This window comes from uncultured Faecalicoccus sp., assembly GCF_944327125.1.
Lineage (GTDB): Bacteria > Bacillota_I > Bacilli_A > Erysipelotrichales > Erysipelotrichaceae > Faecalicoccus.
Genome location: NZ_CALVGO010000025.1, coordinates 1 through 18,189 on the forward strand (window position 1 = coordinate 1; position 18,189 = coordinate 18,189).

At 43.2% G+C, this 18,189-nt stretch carries 24 protein-coding genes; 3 read left to right on the forward strand and 21 right to left on the reverse strand.

Features of this window, described 5'->3' with window-relative positions; translation table 11 throughout:
- The 16 genes from Q0K03_RS04450 to thrC all read right to left on the reverse strand — a co-directional run.
- Positions 1–362: hypothetical protein (locus Q0K03_RS04450; protein WP_297238150.1), on the reverse strand; the 362-nt coding region annotated here is incomplete at its 3' end.
- Between the two features lie 110 nt (positions 363–472).
- Entirely contained in the window at positions 473–655 is a 183-nt protein-coding gene (locus Q0K03_RS04455; protein WP_297238153.1) for a FeoB-associated Cys-rich membrane protein, read from the reverse strand.
- A 17-nt stretch (positions 656–672) separates the two neighbouring features.
- Positions 673–2,859, reverse strand: coding sequence for a ferrous iron transport protein B (gene feoB, locus Q0K03_RS04460; RefSeq protein WP_297238154.1), 2,187 nt, complete (start codon positions 2,857–2,859; stop codon positions 673–675).
- A gap of 13 nt (positions 2,860–2,872) precedes the next feature.
- Positions 2,873–3,094: a ferrous iron transport protein A gene (locus Q0K03_RS04465; RefSeq protein ID WP_297238156.1), complete on the reverse strand. Its 222-nt coding sequence runs from the start codon at positions 3,092–3,094 to the stop codon at positions 2,873–2,875.
- A gap of 20 nt (positions 3,095–3,114) precedes the next feature.
- Positions 3,115–3,324 carry a FeoA family protein gene (locus Q0K03_RS04470; RefSeq protein ID WP_297238158.1) on the reverse strand — a complete coding sequence of 70 codons (210 nt, stop codon included), beginning with the start codon at positions 3,322–3,324 and terminating at the stop codon, positions 3,115–3,117.
- Positions 3,325–3,409: 85 nt separating this feature from the next.
- The gene (locus Q0K03_RS04475; protein ID WP_297238160.1) at positions 3,410–3,781 is read right to left on the reverse strand and encodes a metal-dependent transcriptional regulator; all 372 of its coding nucleotides are present in this window, start codon (positions 3,779–3,781) and stop codon (positions 3,410–3,412) included.
- Between the two features lie 65 nt (positions 3,782–3,846).
- Entirely contained in the window at positions 3,847–4,422 is a 576-nt protein-coding gene (locus Q0K03_RS04480; RefSeq protein WP_297238162.1) for a DUF3793 family protein, read from the reverse strand.
- A complete protein-coding gene (nrdI, locus tag Q0K03_RS04485) occupies positions 4,394–4,750 on the reverse strand; it encodes a class Ib ribonucleoside-diphosphate reductase assembly flavoprotein NrdI (RefSeq protein ID WP_297238164.1) in 357 nt (118 codons plus the stop codon). Before nrdI ends, Q0K03_RS04480 begins: the two co-directional genes overlap by 29 nt.
- Before the next feature lie 122 nt (positions 4,751–4,872).
- A complete protein-coding gene (gene rplT / locus Q0K03_RS04490) occupies positions 4,873–5,229 on the reverse strand; it encodes a 50S ribosomal protein L20 (RefSeq protein ID WP_297238166.1) in 357 nt (118 codons plus the stop codon).
- Positions 5,230–5,247: 18 nt separating this feature from the next.
- A complete protein-coding gene (gene rpmI, locus Q0K03_RS04495; RefSeq protein ID WP_297238168.1) occupies positions 5,248–5,442 on the reverse strand; it encodes a 50S ribosomal protein L35 in 195 nt (64 codons plus the stop codon).
- A 13-nt stretch (positions 5,443–5,455) separates the two neighbouring features.
- Entirely contained in the window at positions 5,456–6,004 is a 549-nt protein-coding gene (infC, locus tag Q0K03_RS04500; protein ID WP_297238170.1) for a translation initiation factor IF-3, read from the reverse strand.
- Positions 6,005–6,195: 191 nt separating this feature from the next.
- Positions 6,196–6,744: a Maf family protein gene (locus Q0K03_RS04505; RefSeq protein ID WP_297238172.1), complete on the reverse strand. Its 549-nt coding sequence runs from the start codon at positions 6,742–6,744 to the stop codon at positions 6,196–6,198.
- Complete coding sequence (locus Q0K03_RS04510; protein ID WP_297238174.1) at positions 6,725–7,435, reverse strand: TIGR01906 family membrane protein; 711 nt, start codon at positions 7,433–7,435, stop codon at positions 6,725–6,727. Before Q0K03_RS04510 ends, Q0K03_RS04505 begins: the two co-directional genes overlap by 20 nt.
- Complete coding sequence (locus Q0K03_RS04515) at positions 7,422–7,856, reverse strand: ACT domain-containing protein (protein ID WP_297238176.1); 435 nt, start codon at positions 7,854–7,856, stop codon at positions 7,422–7,424. The genes Q0K03_RS04510 and Q0K03_RS04515 overlap by 14 nt, the downstream gene beginning before the upstream one ends.
- Positions 7,849–8,718 (reverse strand): homoserine kinase, encoded by an 870-nt coding sequence (gene thrB / locus Q0K03_RS04520; protein ID WP_297238178.1) that lies wholly within the window; start codon positions 8,716–8,718, stop codon positions 7,849–7,851. Before thrB ends, Q0K03_RS04515 begins: the two co-directional genes overlap by 8 nt.
- On the reverse strand, positions 8,715–10,184 hold the full coding sequence (gene thrC / locus Q0K03_RS04525; RefSeq protein ID WP_297238180.1) for a threonine synthase: 1,470 nt from the start codon (positions 10,182–10,184) through the stop codon (positions 8,715–8,717). The genes thrB and thrC overlap by 4 nt, the downstream gene beginning before the upstream one ends.
- A gap of 88 nt (positions 10,185–10,272) precedes the next feature.
- On the opposite strand from thrC, the gene Q0K03_RS04530 reads away from it, so the two are divergent.
- From Q0K03_RS04530 to Q0K03_RS04540, 3 genes are read left to right on the forward strand one after another with little or no spacing between them, the layout of a single operon-like run.
- Positions 10,273–11,394 carry a homoserine dehydrogenase gene (locus Q0K03_RS04530; RefSeq protein WP_297238182.1) on the forward strand — a complete coding sequence of 374 codons (1,122 nt, stop codon included), beginning with the start codon at positions 10,273–10,275 and terminating at the stop codon, positions 11,392–11,394.
- The gene (locus tag Q0K03_RS04535; protein ID WP_297238184.1) at positions 11,385–12,734 is read left to right on the forward strand and encodes an aspartate kinase; all 1,350 of its coding nucleotides are present in this window, start codon (positions 11,385–11,387) and stop codon (positions 12,732–12,734) included. The genes Q0K03_RS04530 and Q0K03_RS04535 overlap by 10 nt, the downstream gene beginning before the upstream one ends.
- A complete protein-coding gene (locus Q0K03_RS04540; RefSeq protein ID WP_297238186.1) occupies positions 12,727–13,722 on the forward strand; it encodes an aspartate-semialdehyde dehydrogenase in 996 nt (331 codons plus the stop codon). Before Q0K03_RS04535 ends, Q0K03_RS04540 begins: the two co-directional genes overlap by 8 nt.
- Positions 13,723–13,743: 21 nt before the next feature.
- Here Q0K03_RS04540 and proC read toward each other — a convergent pair whose 3' ends face one another.
- From proC to Q0K03_RS04565, 5 genes are all read right to left on the reverse strand, one after another.
- Complete coding sequence (gene proC / locus Q0K03_RS04545) at positions 13,744–14,526, reverse strand: pyrroline-5-carboxylate reductase (protein WP_297238189.1); 783 nt, start codon at positions 14,524–14,526, stop codon at positions 13,744–13,746.
- 2 nt (positions 14,527–14,528) lie between these two features.
- Entirely contained in the window at positions 14,529–15,551 is a 1,023-nt protein-coding gene (galE, locus tag Q0K03_RS04550) for a UDP-glucose 4-epimerase GalE (protein WP_297238191.1), read from the reverse strand.
- A gap of 34 nt (positions 15,552–15,585) precedes the next feature.
- Entirely contained in the window at positions 15,586–16,074 is a 489-nt protein-coding gene (locus tag Q0K03_RS04555) for a CpXC domain-containing protein (RefSeq protein ID WP_297238192.1), read from the reverse strand.
- Complete coding sequence (locus Q0K03_RS04560; RefSeq protein ID WP_297238194.1) at positions 16,071–17,849, reverse strand: aminopeptidase P family protein; 1,779 nt, start codon at positions 17,847–17,849, stop codon at positions 16,071–16,073. The genes Q0K03_RS04555 and Q0K03_RS04560 overlap by 4 nt, the downstream gene beginning before the upstream one ends.
- 1 nt (position 17,850) lies before the next feature.
- Positions 17,851–18,189 (reverse strand): hypothetical protein (locus Q0K03_RS04565; RefSeq protein WP_297238196.1); only part of this gene is annotated, 339 nt, incomplete at its 5' end.

The window sequence follows — 18,189 nt, forward strand, 5'->3', positions numbered from 1 at the left end:
ACTTCTTCCTCTTTTATTTCCGGACTCTGTTCTACAGCCGCTTCTTCTACCACCGGTGTTTTCTTTGTACGTTTCATTGGCTGTGGTTTTGCGTTTTGCGAAACATAGATATCTTCGATCTGAACATCGTCATTTTCAAAGGCAGATGCCTTTACTTCCACCTGGGCATGTCTCTGGGCACGTTTCCCAAAGATCTTGCGTTTTGGTTCTTCCTGCACATGTGTTTTGATTTCAAACACACTGGCGGCATCAAATCCTTTTAAGTCTGGTTCATTGAATTCCAAAGAAGAAATATTGTCGTTCTTCTGGAGCTCCTTGAGTTGTTCAAGAGCGCTTTTCTGGTTCTTGTTTTCCTCGGCCATATCTTTCACCCCAAATCAATTCCACTCTATCTTACACTTTTTATAGGACTTTCGTCAAATATCCAAACAAAAAGCGGACAGAATTCGAATTCTGTTCGCCTATATTCCATCTATTTTGGCGGATCCGTTTTGATCTGCCTTAAGATGCCTTCCCAGTCATGATGACAACCTCCAGAGTGGCAGGATGCACAATTTCCGGTACAGTTCTTGTGATTTTTATGTTGAAAGTAAAGAGAACGAAGGATCAATGCAATGGCTATAGAAAGCACCAAAAGCACAATGATATTTCCCATAGACATCCTCCTTTCCTTTATTTTGCGATCGAAATTTTCTGGATATCGATGGCCTCTGTTTTAGGTTTGTATCCCGGTCTAAATAAAAGATATAGGATACCGGCCAAAAGTGCAAGCGCAACGATCGTCCAGATACTAAAGGTCACTTCCCCTAAGATCAGTCCGCCTAACTGGTAAACGATAAGACTGGATACGTAGGCAAATACGCACATATAGCCAATGGCCGCCAGGGTCCATTTTGGATTGTTCATTTCGCGTTTAATGGCTCCCATCGCCGCAAAACATGGTGCACACAATAGATTGAAGATCATAAAGCTATAAGCGGCAATCGGGGTAAAGTCTCTGGCAATCAAAGTCCAGATCTCGTTTCCTTCTTCAGAAACTTCGGCAAAGTTATAAAGAACACCAAACGTATTGACCACTTCTTCTTTGGCAATCAGACCGGTAAAAGTAGCCACGGTCGCTTTCCATGCCATGTCTCCGATCCATCCCAGAGGGGCAAAGATCCAGGCAAGAGCATTTCCAATATTCGCCAGCAAGCTGGTATTGTTGTCGGCCACCATCCCAAACTGTCCATCGGTAAAGCCAAAGCCTTGTAAGAACCACAATACGATGGAACTTAATAGAATGATCGATCCGGCTCTTTTGATAAAGCTCCATCCTCTTTCCCACGTTGCTCTTACGACATTGCCTAAGCTTGGCAGATGGTAACTGGGAAGTTCCATGACAAATGGGGCTGGTTCACCGGCAAAGGCTTTAAACTTCTTCAACATGATCCCACTCAAGATCACAGCGGCGATTCCAATCACGAAAGCACTGGTGGCCACCAGCGAACTGCCTCCAAAGACAGCCCCTGCAAACAATCCGATAATCGGCATCTTGGCCCCGCAAGGAATAAAGCCAGTCGTCATAATAGTCATCTTACGATCGCGGTCTTGTTCAATGGTGCGGCTTGCCATGATGCCCGGAACACCGCATCCGGTCGCAACAAGCATAGGGATAAAGCTTTTTCCGCTCAACCCGAAACGGCGGAAAATACGGTCCATGATAAAGGCAACACGGGACATATAGCCAATGTCTTCCATCACCGACAACAGAATAAACAGTACCAGGATCTGCGGCACAAAGCCTAAGACGGCACCCACACCGCCTAAGATTCCATCCATGATCAGTCCGTAAAGAACATCATTGACATGAAGACTGGTCAAGATCCCATCAAAGAAATTCGGTACGATTTCTCCAAAAAGCACATCGTTGGCCCAGTCGGTGCCCATGGTCCCAATGGAAATGGAAGTAGAACCCATCGCAATGGTATAAACAACATACATGATCGCAATAAAGATCGGCAAAGCCAGAATTCGATTGGTCACGATCTTATCGATTTTATCAGAAACAGATAAGGCATGTTTTTCACTTTTCTTTTTCACCGCATATTGAACGATCTGTCCGATATGATCATAACGCTGAGAAGTAATGATGCTTTCGGAATCGTCATCCATTTCATTTTCTACTTTTTGAATGATAGTTTCAATTTCTTTTTTCTCATTTTCTTTAAGTTTTAAGATCTCATGGATTCTTTCATCCCGTTCAAAAACCTTGATCGAATACCAGCGCAGCATGCCATTATCCACCGAGGAAGAAAGAATGGCTTCAATCTGTTCCAGGGCCGCTTCCACATTTTTCGCATACACTTTATCCATTCTTGGAACTTGATGTGCCTGTGCTGTTTTTATAGCTTTTAGAGCCGCTTCCTTGGTTCCCTGTCCTTTTAAGGCACTGATAGAAACCACCGGACAGTCCAGCTTTTCCGATAATTTGTCAATATCGATCTGATCTCCATTTCGTTTGACCAGATCCATCATATTGACACATACAACGGTCGGAATTCCCAATTCCAACAGCTGGGTGGTCAGATAAAGATTTCGTTCAATATTAGTTCCATCCACAATGTTTAAGATCGCGTCCGGTTTTTCATTGACAAGATAATTTCTCGATACCACTTCTTCTAAAGAATAAGGAGATAAAGAATAGATTCCCGGTAAATCCTGGATCGTACATTGATTTTCCCCTTTCAGGGTTCCTTCTTTTTTCTCTACGGTAACTCCCGGCCAGTTTCCAACACGCTGTCTGGACCCGGTCAACTGATTAAATAAGGTCGTTTTCCCACTGTTTGGGTTTCCGGCCAATGCGATTTTGATTTCCATAAACTACCCCTTTCTATTCGACTTCGATCATCTGCGCATCCTGTTTGCGCACAGTAAGTTCATACCCTCGAACATTCAATTCGATTGGATCCCCCAGAGGAGCGACTTTCCGAATATGGAGTTCAACCCCTTTGGTGATTCCCATATCCATGATGCGGCGTTTAACAGCCCCTGTCCCGGTAATCTTTTTAACAATCACCGTCTGTGAAGGCTTGCATTCATTCAGTGTCTTCATACTCACTTTCCTTTCTCTATCTAGATCATGATTCGATTTGCCAGACTTTTATCAAGAGCGACGCGAACCCCTTTGATGGAAACGATCAAATTTCCCTGAATGCTTTGAATCACAGAAACTTTTTCATTTTCCACGAACCCAAGATTTCGTAAATGGGCACGTACTTTATCCTGTCCTGTGATACGAACGATCACATACTCTTGATTCAATTGAGCAAAAGTCAACGGCATAGAATCCTCCTATTAATTAGTCATTTCTAACTACAAAGTTAGTTTACTCTTACCAAAATGATAAGTCAAGACTAATTAGTCTTAATTAACTCTGATGTTGAAATGCCTCCAAAATCGCCTGAAACGTTTCTTCACTGATGACATGTTCCATGCGGCACGCATCTTCCTGGGCAATCTGCGGATCCACTCCAATTTTGATAAGCATATCTGTAAAGAATCGATGTCTTTGATCCATCATAACCGCGACCTTTTCCCCTTCTTTTGTTAATGAAATGACATTTCTTTCATCGATCTGAATGAGATTTTCCTGTCTAAGCTTTTTTAAAGCCGAGGATACACTGGATTTGGAAAATCCCAGAAAGCTGGCGATATCGATATTATGCACCGCTTCGATTTTCTGTCCTAAAACATAGATTGCCTCTAAATAGTCTTCTTTGGATTGTTCAATTTTTTTCATTGTTTCTTTCCTCTTCAAAAAAAGCCCCTCAGGGCTTTTGGTATAGGATCAAATAAGGAGTTGTATCAAATCAGCTGTTCAATCAAGAAACCCTTTTCTACGGCCTGTACAAATTGGTCACGGAACCGATCAAAGAGTAAAAACAAACGTTTGGTGCGTTCCCATTTCGAGGGATCATAGACTTTCCAGGCTCCGATGCCGCAACATGGTTTATCTTGAATGAAGCCGAGAACGTCTTCATAGGGATATCCTAAGAAGATACCGATCTCATGTGGATAATAAGAATTTTTCATGCGTTTTTCTAAATGATCCAAACAGGCAGATACAGAATGTGTGGAATACCCAAACAATCTTAAGAAAGATTGGATATCCGGTTGACTGAGAACTCTTTGCAGTTTTTTATAAGAATAAAGATAAAATGTAATGCGCGGCTGATCTGCCTGCAGGATCCGAAAAGCCAAGCCCTTTTCTTTCAGCTTTTCGTTATAGATCTCCATCAGTTCCAAGGCATTGGGAAACGACGATCGAGATACATGAAACATATTGGCAATCTTGACCCCTTTTAAGGTGGGAGCACAATGATATGCCATCAATTCTTCAAAACTTCTTTGTTCACTGGACATGCGATAAGATTTCTTCAATGGCCTTTATATCACCGGCCTCGCCGGCATTCTCCACTTTATAGAGACATTCCACGCCATATTCGTCGGCAATCTTATCTCCAGCCTGGCAATAAGCATCGCCATAACCCATATCCCCAGACACAATAACACCTTTAAGGTTCGTGCCATTAAGAGTTAAAAATGTCTCGACTTCCATAGGAACATCGCCTAAGCCATCTGTATATGTAAATAAGATAAACGGTTCATTCATCACTTCATCACCCGTTTGGATAAAAAGGGCATCCAATCCCAGTTGAGAAATGATCGATTCGACATTCCCTGTTCGAGAAGCATATGCATATTTCATAATATACCTCCTTAGTTAGTTTTGTCTAACTACATTGTTAGTATAAACTAACCGTTAGCTGGTGTCAACTCATTTTCTCTTAAAATAAAAAAAGGTGTAATCAAACGATTACACCAAACGGCTTACTTTAAAGCGCTTTTCGCTTCTTCACAGATCTTGGCAAATCCCTGTTCATCATGGATAGCCATTTCTGAAAGCATCTTACGGTTGATCTGGATGTTCGCAAGTTTCAATCCATGCATCAAACGTGAGTAAGATAAATCATTCATACGAGCGGCCGCATTGATACGTGCGATCCACAGTTTACGCATATTACCCTTTAATTTACGACGGTCATTGTATGCGTACTTGAATGAATGCATTACCTGTTCATTCGCTGTTTTATATAATGTGTGTTTTGAACCAAAGTATCCTTTTGCCAGCTTTAAAACTCTTTTTCTTCTAGCGCGTGATACAGTTCCACCTTTAACTCTTGCCATACTTTATTCCTCCCTATTTTACTTTACTAACATTTCCTTGATGCGTTTGTAGTCCGTAGCGTGAACCATTCCTGGTTTTGCCAAATGACGACGCTGTTTTTTAGTCTTTCCATGGAAACGGTGAGAAGTATAAGCATGGCTTCTCTTCAATTTCCCTGAACCAGTTTTCTTAACACGTTTTGCCAATCCTCTATGGCTCTTCATCTTAGGCATAGTTTTATCCTCCTTATTTTTTCTTTGGTGCTAACACCGTTGACATCGTATTTCCTTCCAAAGAAGGCTTTTTCTCTATTAGGGCAATATCGCTCATCTTTTCCAGGAAATCATTCATGATTTCTTTCCCTACTTCCTGACGAGTGATCAATCGTCCACGGAATCGCATATCAATCTTGACTTTCATCCCCGCAGAGATCCACTTTTGAGCGTGTTTCAGTTTTGTGTTGAAATCATGGTCGTCAATGATCGGCGATAAACGCAAAGACTTGATTTCCACAACATGCTGTTTACGTTTTGCCTCTTTCGCTTTTTTCTGTTGTTCAAAGTGATAACGTCCATAATCCAAGATCTTACAAACCGCTGGTCTTGCCTTAGGAGCCACACACAATAAATCAAGATTTTGATTGTATGCGATATCCAGCGCTTCTTTTTTTGACATAACTCCCAACTGATCTCCATTTGAATCGATGACCAGAACTTCCTTAAACGGAATCTTTTCATTGAATAGATCATCGTTCACGTTGTTTGGGGCAACTTTTCTGTTATTGATATTCGACACCTACCTTTTCTTATAAAAAAATGGGCACATAAAGTACCCATTGAATAAAGACAAATTCATAACGAACTGGCTCTTGACCTATGTACCAAATACATCAGGTGAGAAGGGGTACTTCTATCTTTCCATTTCTTTGCCTTCAAATAGTATCAAATTCAGACATTAAAGTAAAGCGTTAATTCAAATTTTCTCAATTATTTCAGTTTCTCAAGCAATTCTTTGACACTTTCCTTGCCCAGTCCCACAACATTGGTTAGAGAACCTTGGATCTCTTCGACAAAATCACTGTCCTGGATCCCATACGCTCCAGCCTTGTCCAAGGCATTGTGGGTATCCAGATAGGCATGGATTTCCTGGTCACTGAGTTTACGAAACTTCACATACGTAATATCGGTCTTACACAGCTTCTGATCTTTATATAAAAGACAGATGCCTGTCATAACTTCCTGATACTGATCACTGAATGTTTTCAAAAAAGAAAAAGCTTCCTGACGATCTTTAGGTTTTCCGTAAATCTTTCCCTGAAAACAGACGATGGTATCGGCTCCCAGTACACAATGATCCGGATATCGAAGCCAGACATCGTGTGCTTTTTGATACGCGACTTCCTGGATGGCCTTTTCCAAAGGCAGGCAAGGATCAAAATACTCTTTGGAATTGGAAGGAACGACGTCAAAAGACAATCCCATCTCTTCCAGGATCTCTTTTCTTCGCGGTGACTGACTAGCTAATATCATTTTCATAATTATAACCTATAGGCACTTTCTTCTTTGTATAATACAAAGCTCCTATAAAACATGGCACCAGCAAGATACCGAGCATAAAAACGCAGCTCAGGACAAGCTGATAAAAAATCGTTTCGGGCAGCATGTTGATCATAAAGTCCGTGGCGGGATCCAAAAGCCAGAGATCATTGGAAAAGAACAAAGTATGAAACCAGTTCCAAAAGCTGTTGAAGTCGGTAAGGATCCAGAAACCGAATACCGCCAGCAAGATCCCCAAACAAAGCCCGGCGCGTAAAAGCCCCTGGCTCAGATAGGCGGCGGTCTTTTTTCTTTGGGTCACCAAAAGAAAAAACAGGATCAACAACAAGCCGGCAAAACTAATGCATCCGGTGCGAAATGCGTTTTGATAAAGATTGCGGACATCAACCATATGTCTTTTTTCTTTTTCGTTAAATGCCTCTTTTTTCTGCCCCTGAACCGTGATCGTAACAGACAGATCGTCGGCCTCTCCTTTAATATAGTCTAATAAACGCGTAATGCTCTTAGAGAGATCCTGATCCGAAACTTCCAGAGATGATGCCATTTCCATTTTTTCATATCGCTGGATATAAAAATCGGGATTCAGGGCCATGGTACGAACACTTCCCACCACACAAACGATGATCAGCATCCATCCCCATACAAAGGACAGGACTTTATTCAATCGCAACAAGATCCACCTTATCCACAAAAGCCATTGCTTCGATCAGATCAAGAAAAGACTGGATGTCCCCATCCAAATCACTGATATCCAGGGTAAAGCTGACATTATGGATACCGTTGATGGGAATGGTCTGATTGATCGCAAGGATATTGACTTGTTTGGCCGAGATCAGGGAAGAAACTTTTGAAAGCGTTCCTTTTTCGGAACGCAAGGTCATGGTGATCACGGCTTTTCGGTTGTTTTGTTCCTGCGGCGAGGCAAACACCGCATCCTTATATTTATAATACGTTCCCCGCGAGATCCCGACCTGCTTGACGGCTTCGCTGATTCGCTTGACCTTTCCCGACTGTAAAAGCGTTCGGGCTTCCAGTACTTTTTCTAAAACTTCAGGAAGAATGTCACTGGATACAACGTAAAATTTACTCATGGTTTACCCAAGCTCCTTTCTTTGAAATCATAACTTCTTTACAAGCCAAACGCAATGAGGTTTCCACAAACCGCTGAAGCTCTTTCAATTTTTCAGGATCCAGAGATACAGCCATCATTGTGCTTCCACTGCCGGAGATCCACATTGCCAGTTTTAGTTCCTTACATTTTTGATGAATGGCTTCATAATCTTTGATCAGTTTTTTACGGTAAGGTTCATGAAGAACATCGTCACAAGCCTTGGCAAGGATCATTTCATTGCCCGTCTGTAAAGCCTGTACAAAGCACAAAGCTCTTCCCACCTGATTCACTGCACTTTGAAAAGGCAGCATATCCGGCAGTACTTTTCTTGCCTCCTGGGTCTGGATCGGATAATCCGGTATGATCACCAGTCCCTTATAATCGGCACAGGGAATCACCATCATCCTTGGATGCCCCTGTTCCATAAAGCTGCAGACGGCATTGCCAAAGATACAGGGAGCCACATTGTCAGGATGACCTTCGATCTTCGTTGCGATTTCCAACATTTCCATTTTATTCAAACCTTGTCCAAACCAGGCGTCGCATGCCAGAATACCGGCCACAACACAGGTCGAGGAAGAGCCCAGTCCTCTGGAAAACGGAATATCGGATTCAATATGTAAATGAAAAGCCGGCAGTTCTTTTCCAATATGACGGCAGGTTTCCAGAAAAGAAAGGACCACAAGATTTTCCTTATTGGCATATTCTTTGGGACATCCGGTGATCGTTAAGGAATCGCTGGGTTCAAAGTAGAATTTTGCCCACCAGTCAACAGCCAGTCCCAGACTGTCAAAGCCGACACACAGGTTGGCGCTGGTGGCAGGAACACGCACCTCGATCATACAAGTTCCTCCATGGCCTTTTCCACGACTTCTTTCATTTCTTCAATCGTAATCACCTCTTTATGAAGAATCGGCAGTTCTTCTAACTGGGCCAATCCTTTCGGAATCGGATCGGACCAGAGATCATGAAGCGTATGCATCGCCTGCAGTTCATCCGAAAAAGAACGATCCAAGGCATGCAGCACATCCTGGCTGAACTTATAAGGAGAAGCGGTGGCCAGCGATACGATCGGTCTTTCCTTGGCCTTGTGAGCCACGGCATATCCGATGGCAGAATGCGGGTCCAATACCACCTTTTCATTTTCATAAGTTTCCCGGATCACCTGACAAGTCTTCTCATCATCCAGATAGGCGCATCCAAACAAAGACTGGATCTTCTTAAGCATCTCTTCCGGAATCTGATAAGAGCCCTTGGTGTTAAGGTCTTCCATACAGCCTTTGACAAATTCTGTATCTTTATCGGACATATAATATAGTAAACGCTCCAGATTGGACGAGATCAAAATGTCCATGCTTGGCGAGATCGTCTGGATAAAATCGCGTTTGCGGTCATAAATACCAGTTGTCAAAAAATCGGTCAGCACATGATTGGCATTGCTGGCGACGTAGAACTTTTCAACCGGAAGCCCCATCAAATACGCATAGTATCCTGCCAGAACATCACCAAAGTTTCCTGTAGGGACGCTGAAAGAAATCTTTTCTCCCAACTGGATCACTCCTTTGTTCACCAGAGTTTTATAACTTTCAAAATAATATACGATCTGCGGAACCAGACGGCCGATGTTGATGGAGTTGGCACTGGTCAAAAGAACATGTTCCTTCTGGCTCTTTTCGGCCAGCTCTTTATCGAGAAATAATTCTTTGACTTTTGTCTGGGCATCATCAAAATTTCCTTCCACCGCATAGACCTTCACATTGTTTCCCTGCTGGGTGGCCATCTGACGATACTGGATCAAAGAAACTTTCTGGTCAGGATAAAAAACACAGATCCCTATATTTTCTACGTCTTTGAATCCTTCCAGGGCCGCTTTTCCGGTATCGCCGCTGGTTGCGGTCAAAATCAATGCTTTGGAATCGGCTGTCTTCAAAGCACAGGACATCAGCTGAGGCAAAAGGGTCAAGGCAACATCCTTGAACGCACTGGTCGGGCCATGAAAAAGCTCCAGCACATAAACATCCCCCACTTTTCGAATCGGAGTGATCTCCGGAACCGAAAATGAAGAACCATAGGCCTTCTGGATGCAGTCTCTTAATTCTTCATCACTAAAGTCATGGAGAAGTTCTTTTAAGATCATCCATGCGTTTTCTAAATAAGATTGTTCACAGATCTTGTGCAAATCGATTTTCACCTGATCTAACATAGGCCATACATACAGACCGCCGTCACTGGAAATTCCTTCTAAAATCGCCTGTTTGGCCGAAACTTTTTTATTTTTATCGCGTGTAGAAACGTAATATTTTTCCATAAACCCTCCTTGAAAAACCATATACCATATGATACAATGTTCACATTCTAAAAACAAGTGTTTTCTTGAATTAAACAAGGAGGAAGTCATGAACGCAGTTTTATTAGGATATGGAACCGTAGGAAAAGGTGTTGAGATCCTTTGCCGAAATGTCGAAGGATTAAACTTGAAACAAGTCTTCGTTTTACCAGAGCTTGAAGATCTTCCTTATTTTTCCAACGATGGAAAAGGTATGGTCACCCGCGTTGATATCGATATCGTTTTTGAATGTTTAAGCGGAACCGAACCTTCAAATACGCTGATCACACTGGCCCTGGAACACGGAAAACATGTGATCACCTCGAACAAAGCCACTGTTTCTCCCAATTTGGAACGTTATGTGGAAATCGCAAAGAAAACTGGAGGCTCCATTCAGATCGAAGCCAGTGTAGCCGGAGGCATTCCTTTTTTAGATGCGATCTTGAAGTTGCAGAAGCTGGAAGAGATTCGCGGCTATCAGGGGATCTTTAACGGAACATCCAACTACATCCTGGATCAGATGCAAAAAAACGGCATGGAACTCGATGTTGCTTTAAAACAAGCTCAGGCCATGGGATATGCCGAGGCCGATCCAACCAACGATATCGAAGGAATCGATGTCTACTATAAGACCAACATCACCAACATGCTGGCCTATAACACAAAAAATGACAAGATCCGAAAGCCTATCGGAATCACCAGACTGAATACAGGCGATATCGAACTGGCCAAGGAACATAAGAAAGTCATTCGTCATTTGTCAATTTCGAAACAAAAAGAAGGACACTTTGCCAGTATCATTGCCCCTGCTTTTTTAAGCCAGAGTCATTATCTGGCCAATGTGCCGGACAACTACAATGCCCAGCTGATCTTTGCGGACAGCTTTGATTATCTGGGATACTTTGGACAAGGGGCTGGACAGCTGGCCACGGCACAGGCAATGCTGGCTAACGCAATCGATACCATGGAAAACCGGGAAAGAAAAATCGACTTACAATTCCATAAGACCGTTGATGAATCCTTATTAAAGGTAAACTGGATCGTCCGCTGTAAAAAAGGACTGGAAAAGGCCGATCGAACACAAGCCATCGATGAAAACACAAGTTATTACTGGTTTGAACAAAAAGATGCATCGATCATTGATACCATCCTGGATCACGATAAAGAAGCCATGATCGCTTTATGGATGTAATTGAGGTGGATATGGTGAAAATCACAAAATTTGGAGGAAGCAGCGTTGCTAATGCTTCCCAGTTCAAAAAAGTCAAAGAAATCGTAATGGCAGATCCTTCCCGAAAATATGTTGTTGTGTCTGCGCCGGGAAAACAAGATCCTTCGGACAATAAGATCACCGATCTTTTATATTTACTGGATGCCCATCGCCAGTACCATGTCGATGCCGGAAACGTATATCAGCTTATCCGCAAACGGTTTGTCGACATCAAAAATGAGCTGGGACTCAAACAGCCCATTGAAAAAGAACTGGATACATTCTATACCCATTTAAATCAGTATACCCAGGCCGAGATCGTATCCCGGGGAGAATATTTCTGTGCCAAGCTGATGGCAGAATACCTGGGCTATGATTTTGTCGATGCCAAAGACATCATTCGCTTTCACCTGGATAAATCCGTAGATATGCAGGCCACCGCGGCCAAGCTGCAGGCAAAATGCGCACAATATGAACATTTTGTATTCCCTGGTTTTTACGGATCCACTGCCAACAATCAGATCCAGGTCTTCTCCCGGGGCGGTGGCGACATTACCGGATCGATCTTAGCCAAATGTCTGAATGCCGATGTATACGAAAATTGGACCGATGTCAGCGGCTTTTTGATGGCCGACCCTAAAATCGTGAGTCAGCCTAAACCCATCACGCATATCACCTATTCCGAGCTGCGTGAATTATCGTATATGGGAGCCAGTGTACTTCATGAAGAAGCCATTTTCCCTGTCAAAGAGGCAAACATCCCTATCCACATCCTGAACACCAATCACCCGCAGGACCAGGGTACGATCATTCAGGAACGGACCAAGATCAAAAATCCGTATCCGATTACGGGAATTGCCGGCAAGGAGGGCTTTATTTCCATTTATATATACAAAAAACACATGTCCAATGAAATCGGATATATCCGCCGTGTTTTATCGATTCTGGAAATGTTCAATGTCAGTGTGGAACACTTGCCAAGCGGTATTGATTCCTTCAGTGTCGTAATCAATAAAAGCGATGTACAGGACTCTCTCTATGAGATCCTGGCCCGCATCAAAAACGAACTGAAACCTGATGAGATCCACACCGAAGAGGATTTGGCACTGATTTCGACCGTAGGTAAAAACATGTCGGATACACCGGGTATGGCGGGCCGTCTGTTCAAGGCTTTGGGAGATAAAAACATCAACATTCGCATGATTGCCCAAAGCAGTGACGAAATCAACATCACCATAGCGGTATCAAGAAAAGATCTTGCCCGTACGATCCAAGCCATCTATCATGAATTTGTCACAAAGGAGGATGCTTTCCATGAATAAGAAAACCATTGCGATCGTTGGTGCTACCGGGGCGGTAGGCCAGCAGATGAAAGAGTGTCTGGAAGAAAGAAAGATCGACTGTCAGCTGAAACTTTTGGCGTCCAAACGCTCTGCCGGTAAAAAAGCTGTATTTCAGGGGAAAGAAATTACGGTAGAAGAACTAAAGGAATCCAGTTTTGAAGGCGTCGATTATGCCTTAGGCGCTACAGAAAATGACATCACAAAAATGTGGATGCCCTGGGCCCAGAAACAAAACACGATCGTTATTGACAACTCCAGCGCCTACCGCCTGGATAACGATGTTCCTCTGGTCATTCCGGAAATCAATGCCCGGGATATTCAAACCCACAAAGGAATCATCGCCAATCCAAACTGCGCTACGATTATCGCTTTAGTTGCCCTGGAAGCTCTTCACAAAGAGTTCAAGATCCAGCGCATGATCGTCTCCACGTATCAGGCTGTATCCGGTGCCGGAGTACAAGGAATCCGCGATCTGGAAAATCAGGTCAAAGATCCATCCATTCCTTCCCAGGCTTTCCCATATCAAATCGCATACAATCTAATTCCGCAGATTGGCGATTTTGATGAAAACGGGATCTCCAAGGAAGAATGGAAGCTTCAAAATGAAAGCCGAAAGATCTGGCACGATCCAAATCTTCGTGTAAACTGCACGTGCGTCCGCGTCCCGATCCTGCGTTCTCATTCGGAAAGCATTACCATTGAATGCGAAAAGGAAATCGACATCATAAAGGCAAAAGAACTTTTAAAAAACGCAAAAGGTGTCAAGTTCGTCGATGATCCGCAAAATAAAAAGTATCCAATGCCGTTGGATACTTCAAACCAAGATCTTGTCTATGTCGGCCGTGTCCGCTTGGATCCAAGCGACCCGACAAAACATTCTTTGATCTTATTCTGCTGCGGAGACCAGATTCGAAAAGGCGCTGCGACCAACGCCGTTCAGATCCTGGAAGAGTGCCTGAAAGCCTAAAAAAAAGCTGTAAGTCCAACTTTACAGCTTTTTTTCTACTTCATCAATGGCCTCGATCACGATCCCACGGAAGGCATTTTTCTCCAGACTCGCAACCCCTTTGATCGTGGTGCCGCCTGGTGAACATACCGCATCCTTCATCATTCCCGGATGCACTTGATTTTCAATATAGAGCGCCCCGGTTCCTTTGATCATTTGTGCCGCCAGGGCATACGCCTGATCCCGTTTTAAACCATGTTTAACGCCGGCATCCCCCAAAGCTTCCAGATACATGGCTGTATAGGCGGGCGCACAGCCGGCAATCGTCGTGGCAATCGATACATGTTCTGTATCAATGGTTTCAATCAACGCAATTCTCTCAAAGATGGAGACAAATTCTTGATATTCTTCATCACTTAAAGAATGCCGGCCTTCCACGATCAGGATTCCCTGACCGATCGCAATCGGTGTATTGGGAATGGCCGAGATATGATGCGTGTTTTCACAGAGGATCTTTTCATAATCGTCAAAGAAACACCCTGCCGCAATGGATACGACAACCTTCTTTTTCAATCGTTCCCGGATGGGCTTTACAACCTCCTGGACCTGGTAAGGCTTGACGGCCAAAACGATCATATCCGCATGTTCTACGACATCCTGTGCCAATGGATAGGCATGAACTTTCAATCGATCCGCATTTTGCCGGCATAACTCATAATGTGCCGCACAGACATGGATCGTATCGGGCGATATCCCGCCTTTTTCAATCAATCCCTGAACAATAGCCCTGGCCATATTGCCAAAGCCTATAAAACCAATCTTCATATCTATTCCTCACTGAGATAGCCGTTAGGATTCTGACTTTGCCACTTCCAGCTAGATGCACACATATCATCGAGGTCATACTGCGCGCTCCATCCCAGTTCCTCTTTGGCCAGATCGCATTTTGAATAGCACTCGGCGATATCTCCGGCACGTCTTGGTTTGATTTCGTAAGGAATGTCATGTCCGCATGCTTTCGAGAACGCTTTGATCACATCCAGAACACTGTATCCTTTTCCCGTTCCCAGGTTGTATACTTTCAACCCGGCCTTCTGGTTGATCTTATCCAATGCCTTGACATGTCCCTTGGCCAAATCCACAACGTGGATATAGTCTCGAACACCCGTTCCATCCGGCGTGTTATAATCGTTTCCAAAAACACCAACACATTTCAGTTTTCCGATGGCTACCTGTGCTACATATGGAAGAAGATTGTTTGGAATTCCCTTTGGATCTTCTCCGATCAATCCGCTTTCATGAGCCCCAATCGGATTGAAATATCGCAGCAAGATCACGTTCCATTCCGAATCGGATGTATGAACATCACTCAAAATTTGTTCCAGCATCCATTTTGTCCATCCATAAGGATTGGTACACGTACCCTTTGGACATTCTTCTGTGATAGGGATCTGTGCCGGTTCCCCATAAACGGTTGCACTGGATGAGAAGATGATGTTCTTTACATTATGTTTTCGCATCACATCCACCAGATTGAGCGTTCCTCCAATATTTACCGTATAGTATTCTACCGGTTTTTGCACCGATTCACCGACGGCTTTGAGACCGGCAAAATGAATGACGGCATCGATCTTGTTTTCATCAAAGATCGTATTCATCGCCTCTTTGTCCAGAATATCCTTTTTATAAAATTTTACTTTCTTGTTTGTGATCGTTTCGATTCTTTCAATCGCCTTTTCATTGGAATTGTATAAATTATCCACTACGATCACGTCATAGCCGGCATTCAACAATTCTACGCATGTGTGGCTTCCAATATAGCCAGCACCCCCTGTTACAAGTATTTTCATCTTTGGTTCTCCTTTTTTCTTATTCACTATTATACTATGAAGTCAGTTCAATTTCTTCTTCTTTTGACAACAAGATGGCCTTGGGTTCCTGGTTGACCAGGATCCATAAACAATGATGTTCTTGATCATAGCTTTCAAACTCGATTCGGGCGTTCCATTTGTTTTCCCATATTTTTTTCTTCTTTAGCACATAGGCCAGATTCAGCCCTTTGGACAAAACCTGATACGAAAACAAAAACTGTTCCGGTTTACTGTGGCAAATCACAATTTCATCTTTCAGATTGGACAGCCATTCTTTCTTTCCTAAAAACAGGATCGTATGTTTCTTTGGCTCATAAAACATAAAGGGATACACCATTTCAAACATGCCGTGGCATTTTGAACACTGATGAAGAAAATATGTTTTCTTTGCCAGGGCTTTTTCTATATTTTCACTGATCCCGGCAATCGCCAGAGTATCTCTTTTGATTTGAAAAACATGCCCACAATGCGGGCATGTCATTTCGATTCGCCTTTCTTTCATAAAGGCAAAGTAACCTCTTTGAGCCAGACTTTTTCTTCTTCATTCAGATACGGACTGATTTTCTCAAAAACCTGTTGATGATATTCATTCAAGTAAGCGATCTCGTCCTTTGTCATAAGCGAAGGATCGATTCCCTCCTTGTCAAAAGGAACAAAGGTCAGCGGTTCAAAATGCATAAACTGACCATAGAAGTTCTGTACTCCCTTTTGAACAACCAGCTCGTTTTCATGACGGATGCCAAATTTTCCTTCTTCATAAACACCCGGTTCATCGCTTTGGATCATGCCTTCTTCCAAGACACATGAATCATTGCGCTCCGGCACGATGCGCCAGCGGAACCCATTGGGCGCTTCGTGAACATTGGACAAGTGTCCGACACCATGACCTGTTCCGCATTGATAATCCATGGCCTGATCCCATAGAGGTCCGCGAGCCAGAATATCAAGATTCAAGCCTCGGCATCCATAGAGAAAATTCGCTTTGGCCAGGCGAATATGACTTCTTAACGCCAAAGTAAACCATGTTTTTTCTTCTTTTGTGATTGGGCCCAATACAAAAGTACGTGTAATATCCGTCGTTCCTTCCAGATACTGGCCTCCACTGTCTACCAGAAGCATCCCTTCCGGTTTTAATTCGACATCGCTTTGACGGGTAGCACTGTAATGCATCATCGCAGCGTGTTCCTTATAGGCGCAGATCGTACTGAAACTGTCTTCCAGATAATTCTCCTGACTGGCTCTTAAACTTTGAAGGTATTCCTGGGCACTGCACTCGGTGATCGTCTCTTTTCCAACATGCGTTTTAAGCCAGTACATAAATTTTGTACAGGCGACACCGTCTTTGATGTGAGCCCATTTGGTGTTCTCGATCTCCGTTGGATTTTTCTTTGCCTTCAATAAGACAATCGGATCGTTTGCTTCCAGGCAGCGATCCTGGATCTTGAGGGCAAGCGAACAATTGACAAACGACGGATCGATCAGTATCGGAGCTTCTAAATGAGAAACTTCCTCATAGATCCGATCATATCCTTTGACCTGGATATGATTCTGTTCAAACCGTTTTTTCGACGTCTCATCCAATCGAGAAGCATTGATATACAATGTGGCCTGTTCCTGTTCGATTGTCGCATAGGTTAAAGCGGCTGGAAAATGCGGGATGTCATGTGCCCGTATATTGAATAGCCATGCGATCTCATCGATCTTGGTGATTACAAACGAAGAAGCCGTCAGTTTTTTCATTTCAGTGCGAACTTCGTTTAATTTTTCTTCGATTGTCTTACCGGCATATTTTGTATCGTAAGGAAACGTCAAAGTTGCCGGAAGAGCTGGACGATCTTCCCAGATCTCACTGACCAGATCGAGCTGGTTATCGATCGCAATCGATTTTTTTGAAAAAACAGATCGATATTTTTTGAAATCGTTATAGTTGATGACCCGTCCATCAAAACCGACTTTATCGTTTTCATTGAGATGCGAAAGGATATATTCTTCAATCGTTGGGGTTTCTGGCTGCCCCATTTTCATCAGCGTAATTCCTGTATCTTTTAACTGACTGGCCGCCTGGATAAAATAACGTCCATCGGTCCAAAGACCCGCTTTGTCTTTTAAGACAACCAGCGTTCCGGCACTGCCGGTAAATCCGGACATGTATTTTCGGCATGCGAAATAATCGCATACATATTCGGTATCATGAAAATCACTGGTCGGGATGATATACGCCTGCACCCCTTTGGTATCCATTCCTTTACGTAATTTTGTCAATCTTTCCTTAATCATATTAAACCTCCGTATAATTGATATAATAAGCCCAGTTCAGGACTTCGATGCCGCCATAATTGATCAATACGATCAATGCGCAGATAAATAGGATCTTCACCATAAAAAAACCAATGTTGCGTGCTTTATACGTATTTTCTAAACGCATGTATTTAAACTGCGCCCACATACAGTACATCGGAATCAGATAAAGGATGGCCTGCAAAACAACCATCATCGCGGTGTGATTCCGTAAAATATAGAAAAGATGAAAAGCTTCTTTGGAGAAGATGTCCTGGGCAAAGGCACTGACGCTTTGAAAGGTCAAAAAATCATTGAACAATCCCACAGCGCTGAACAG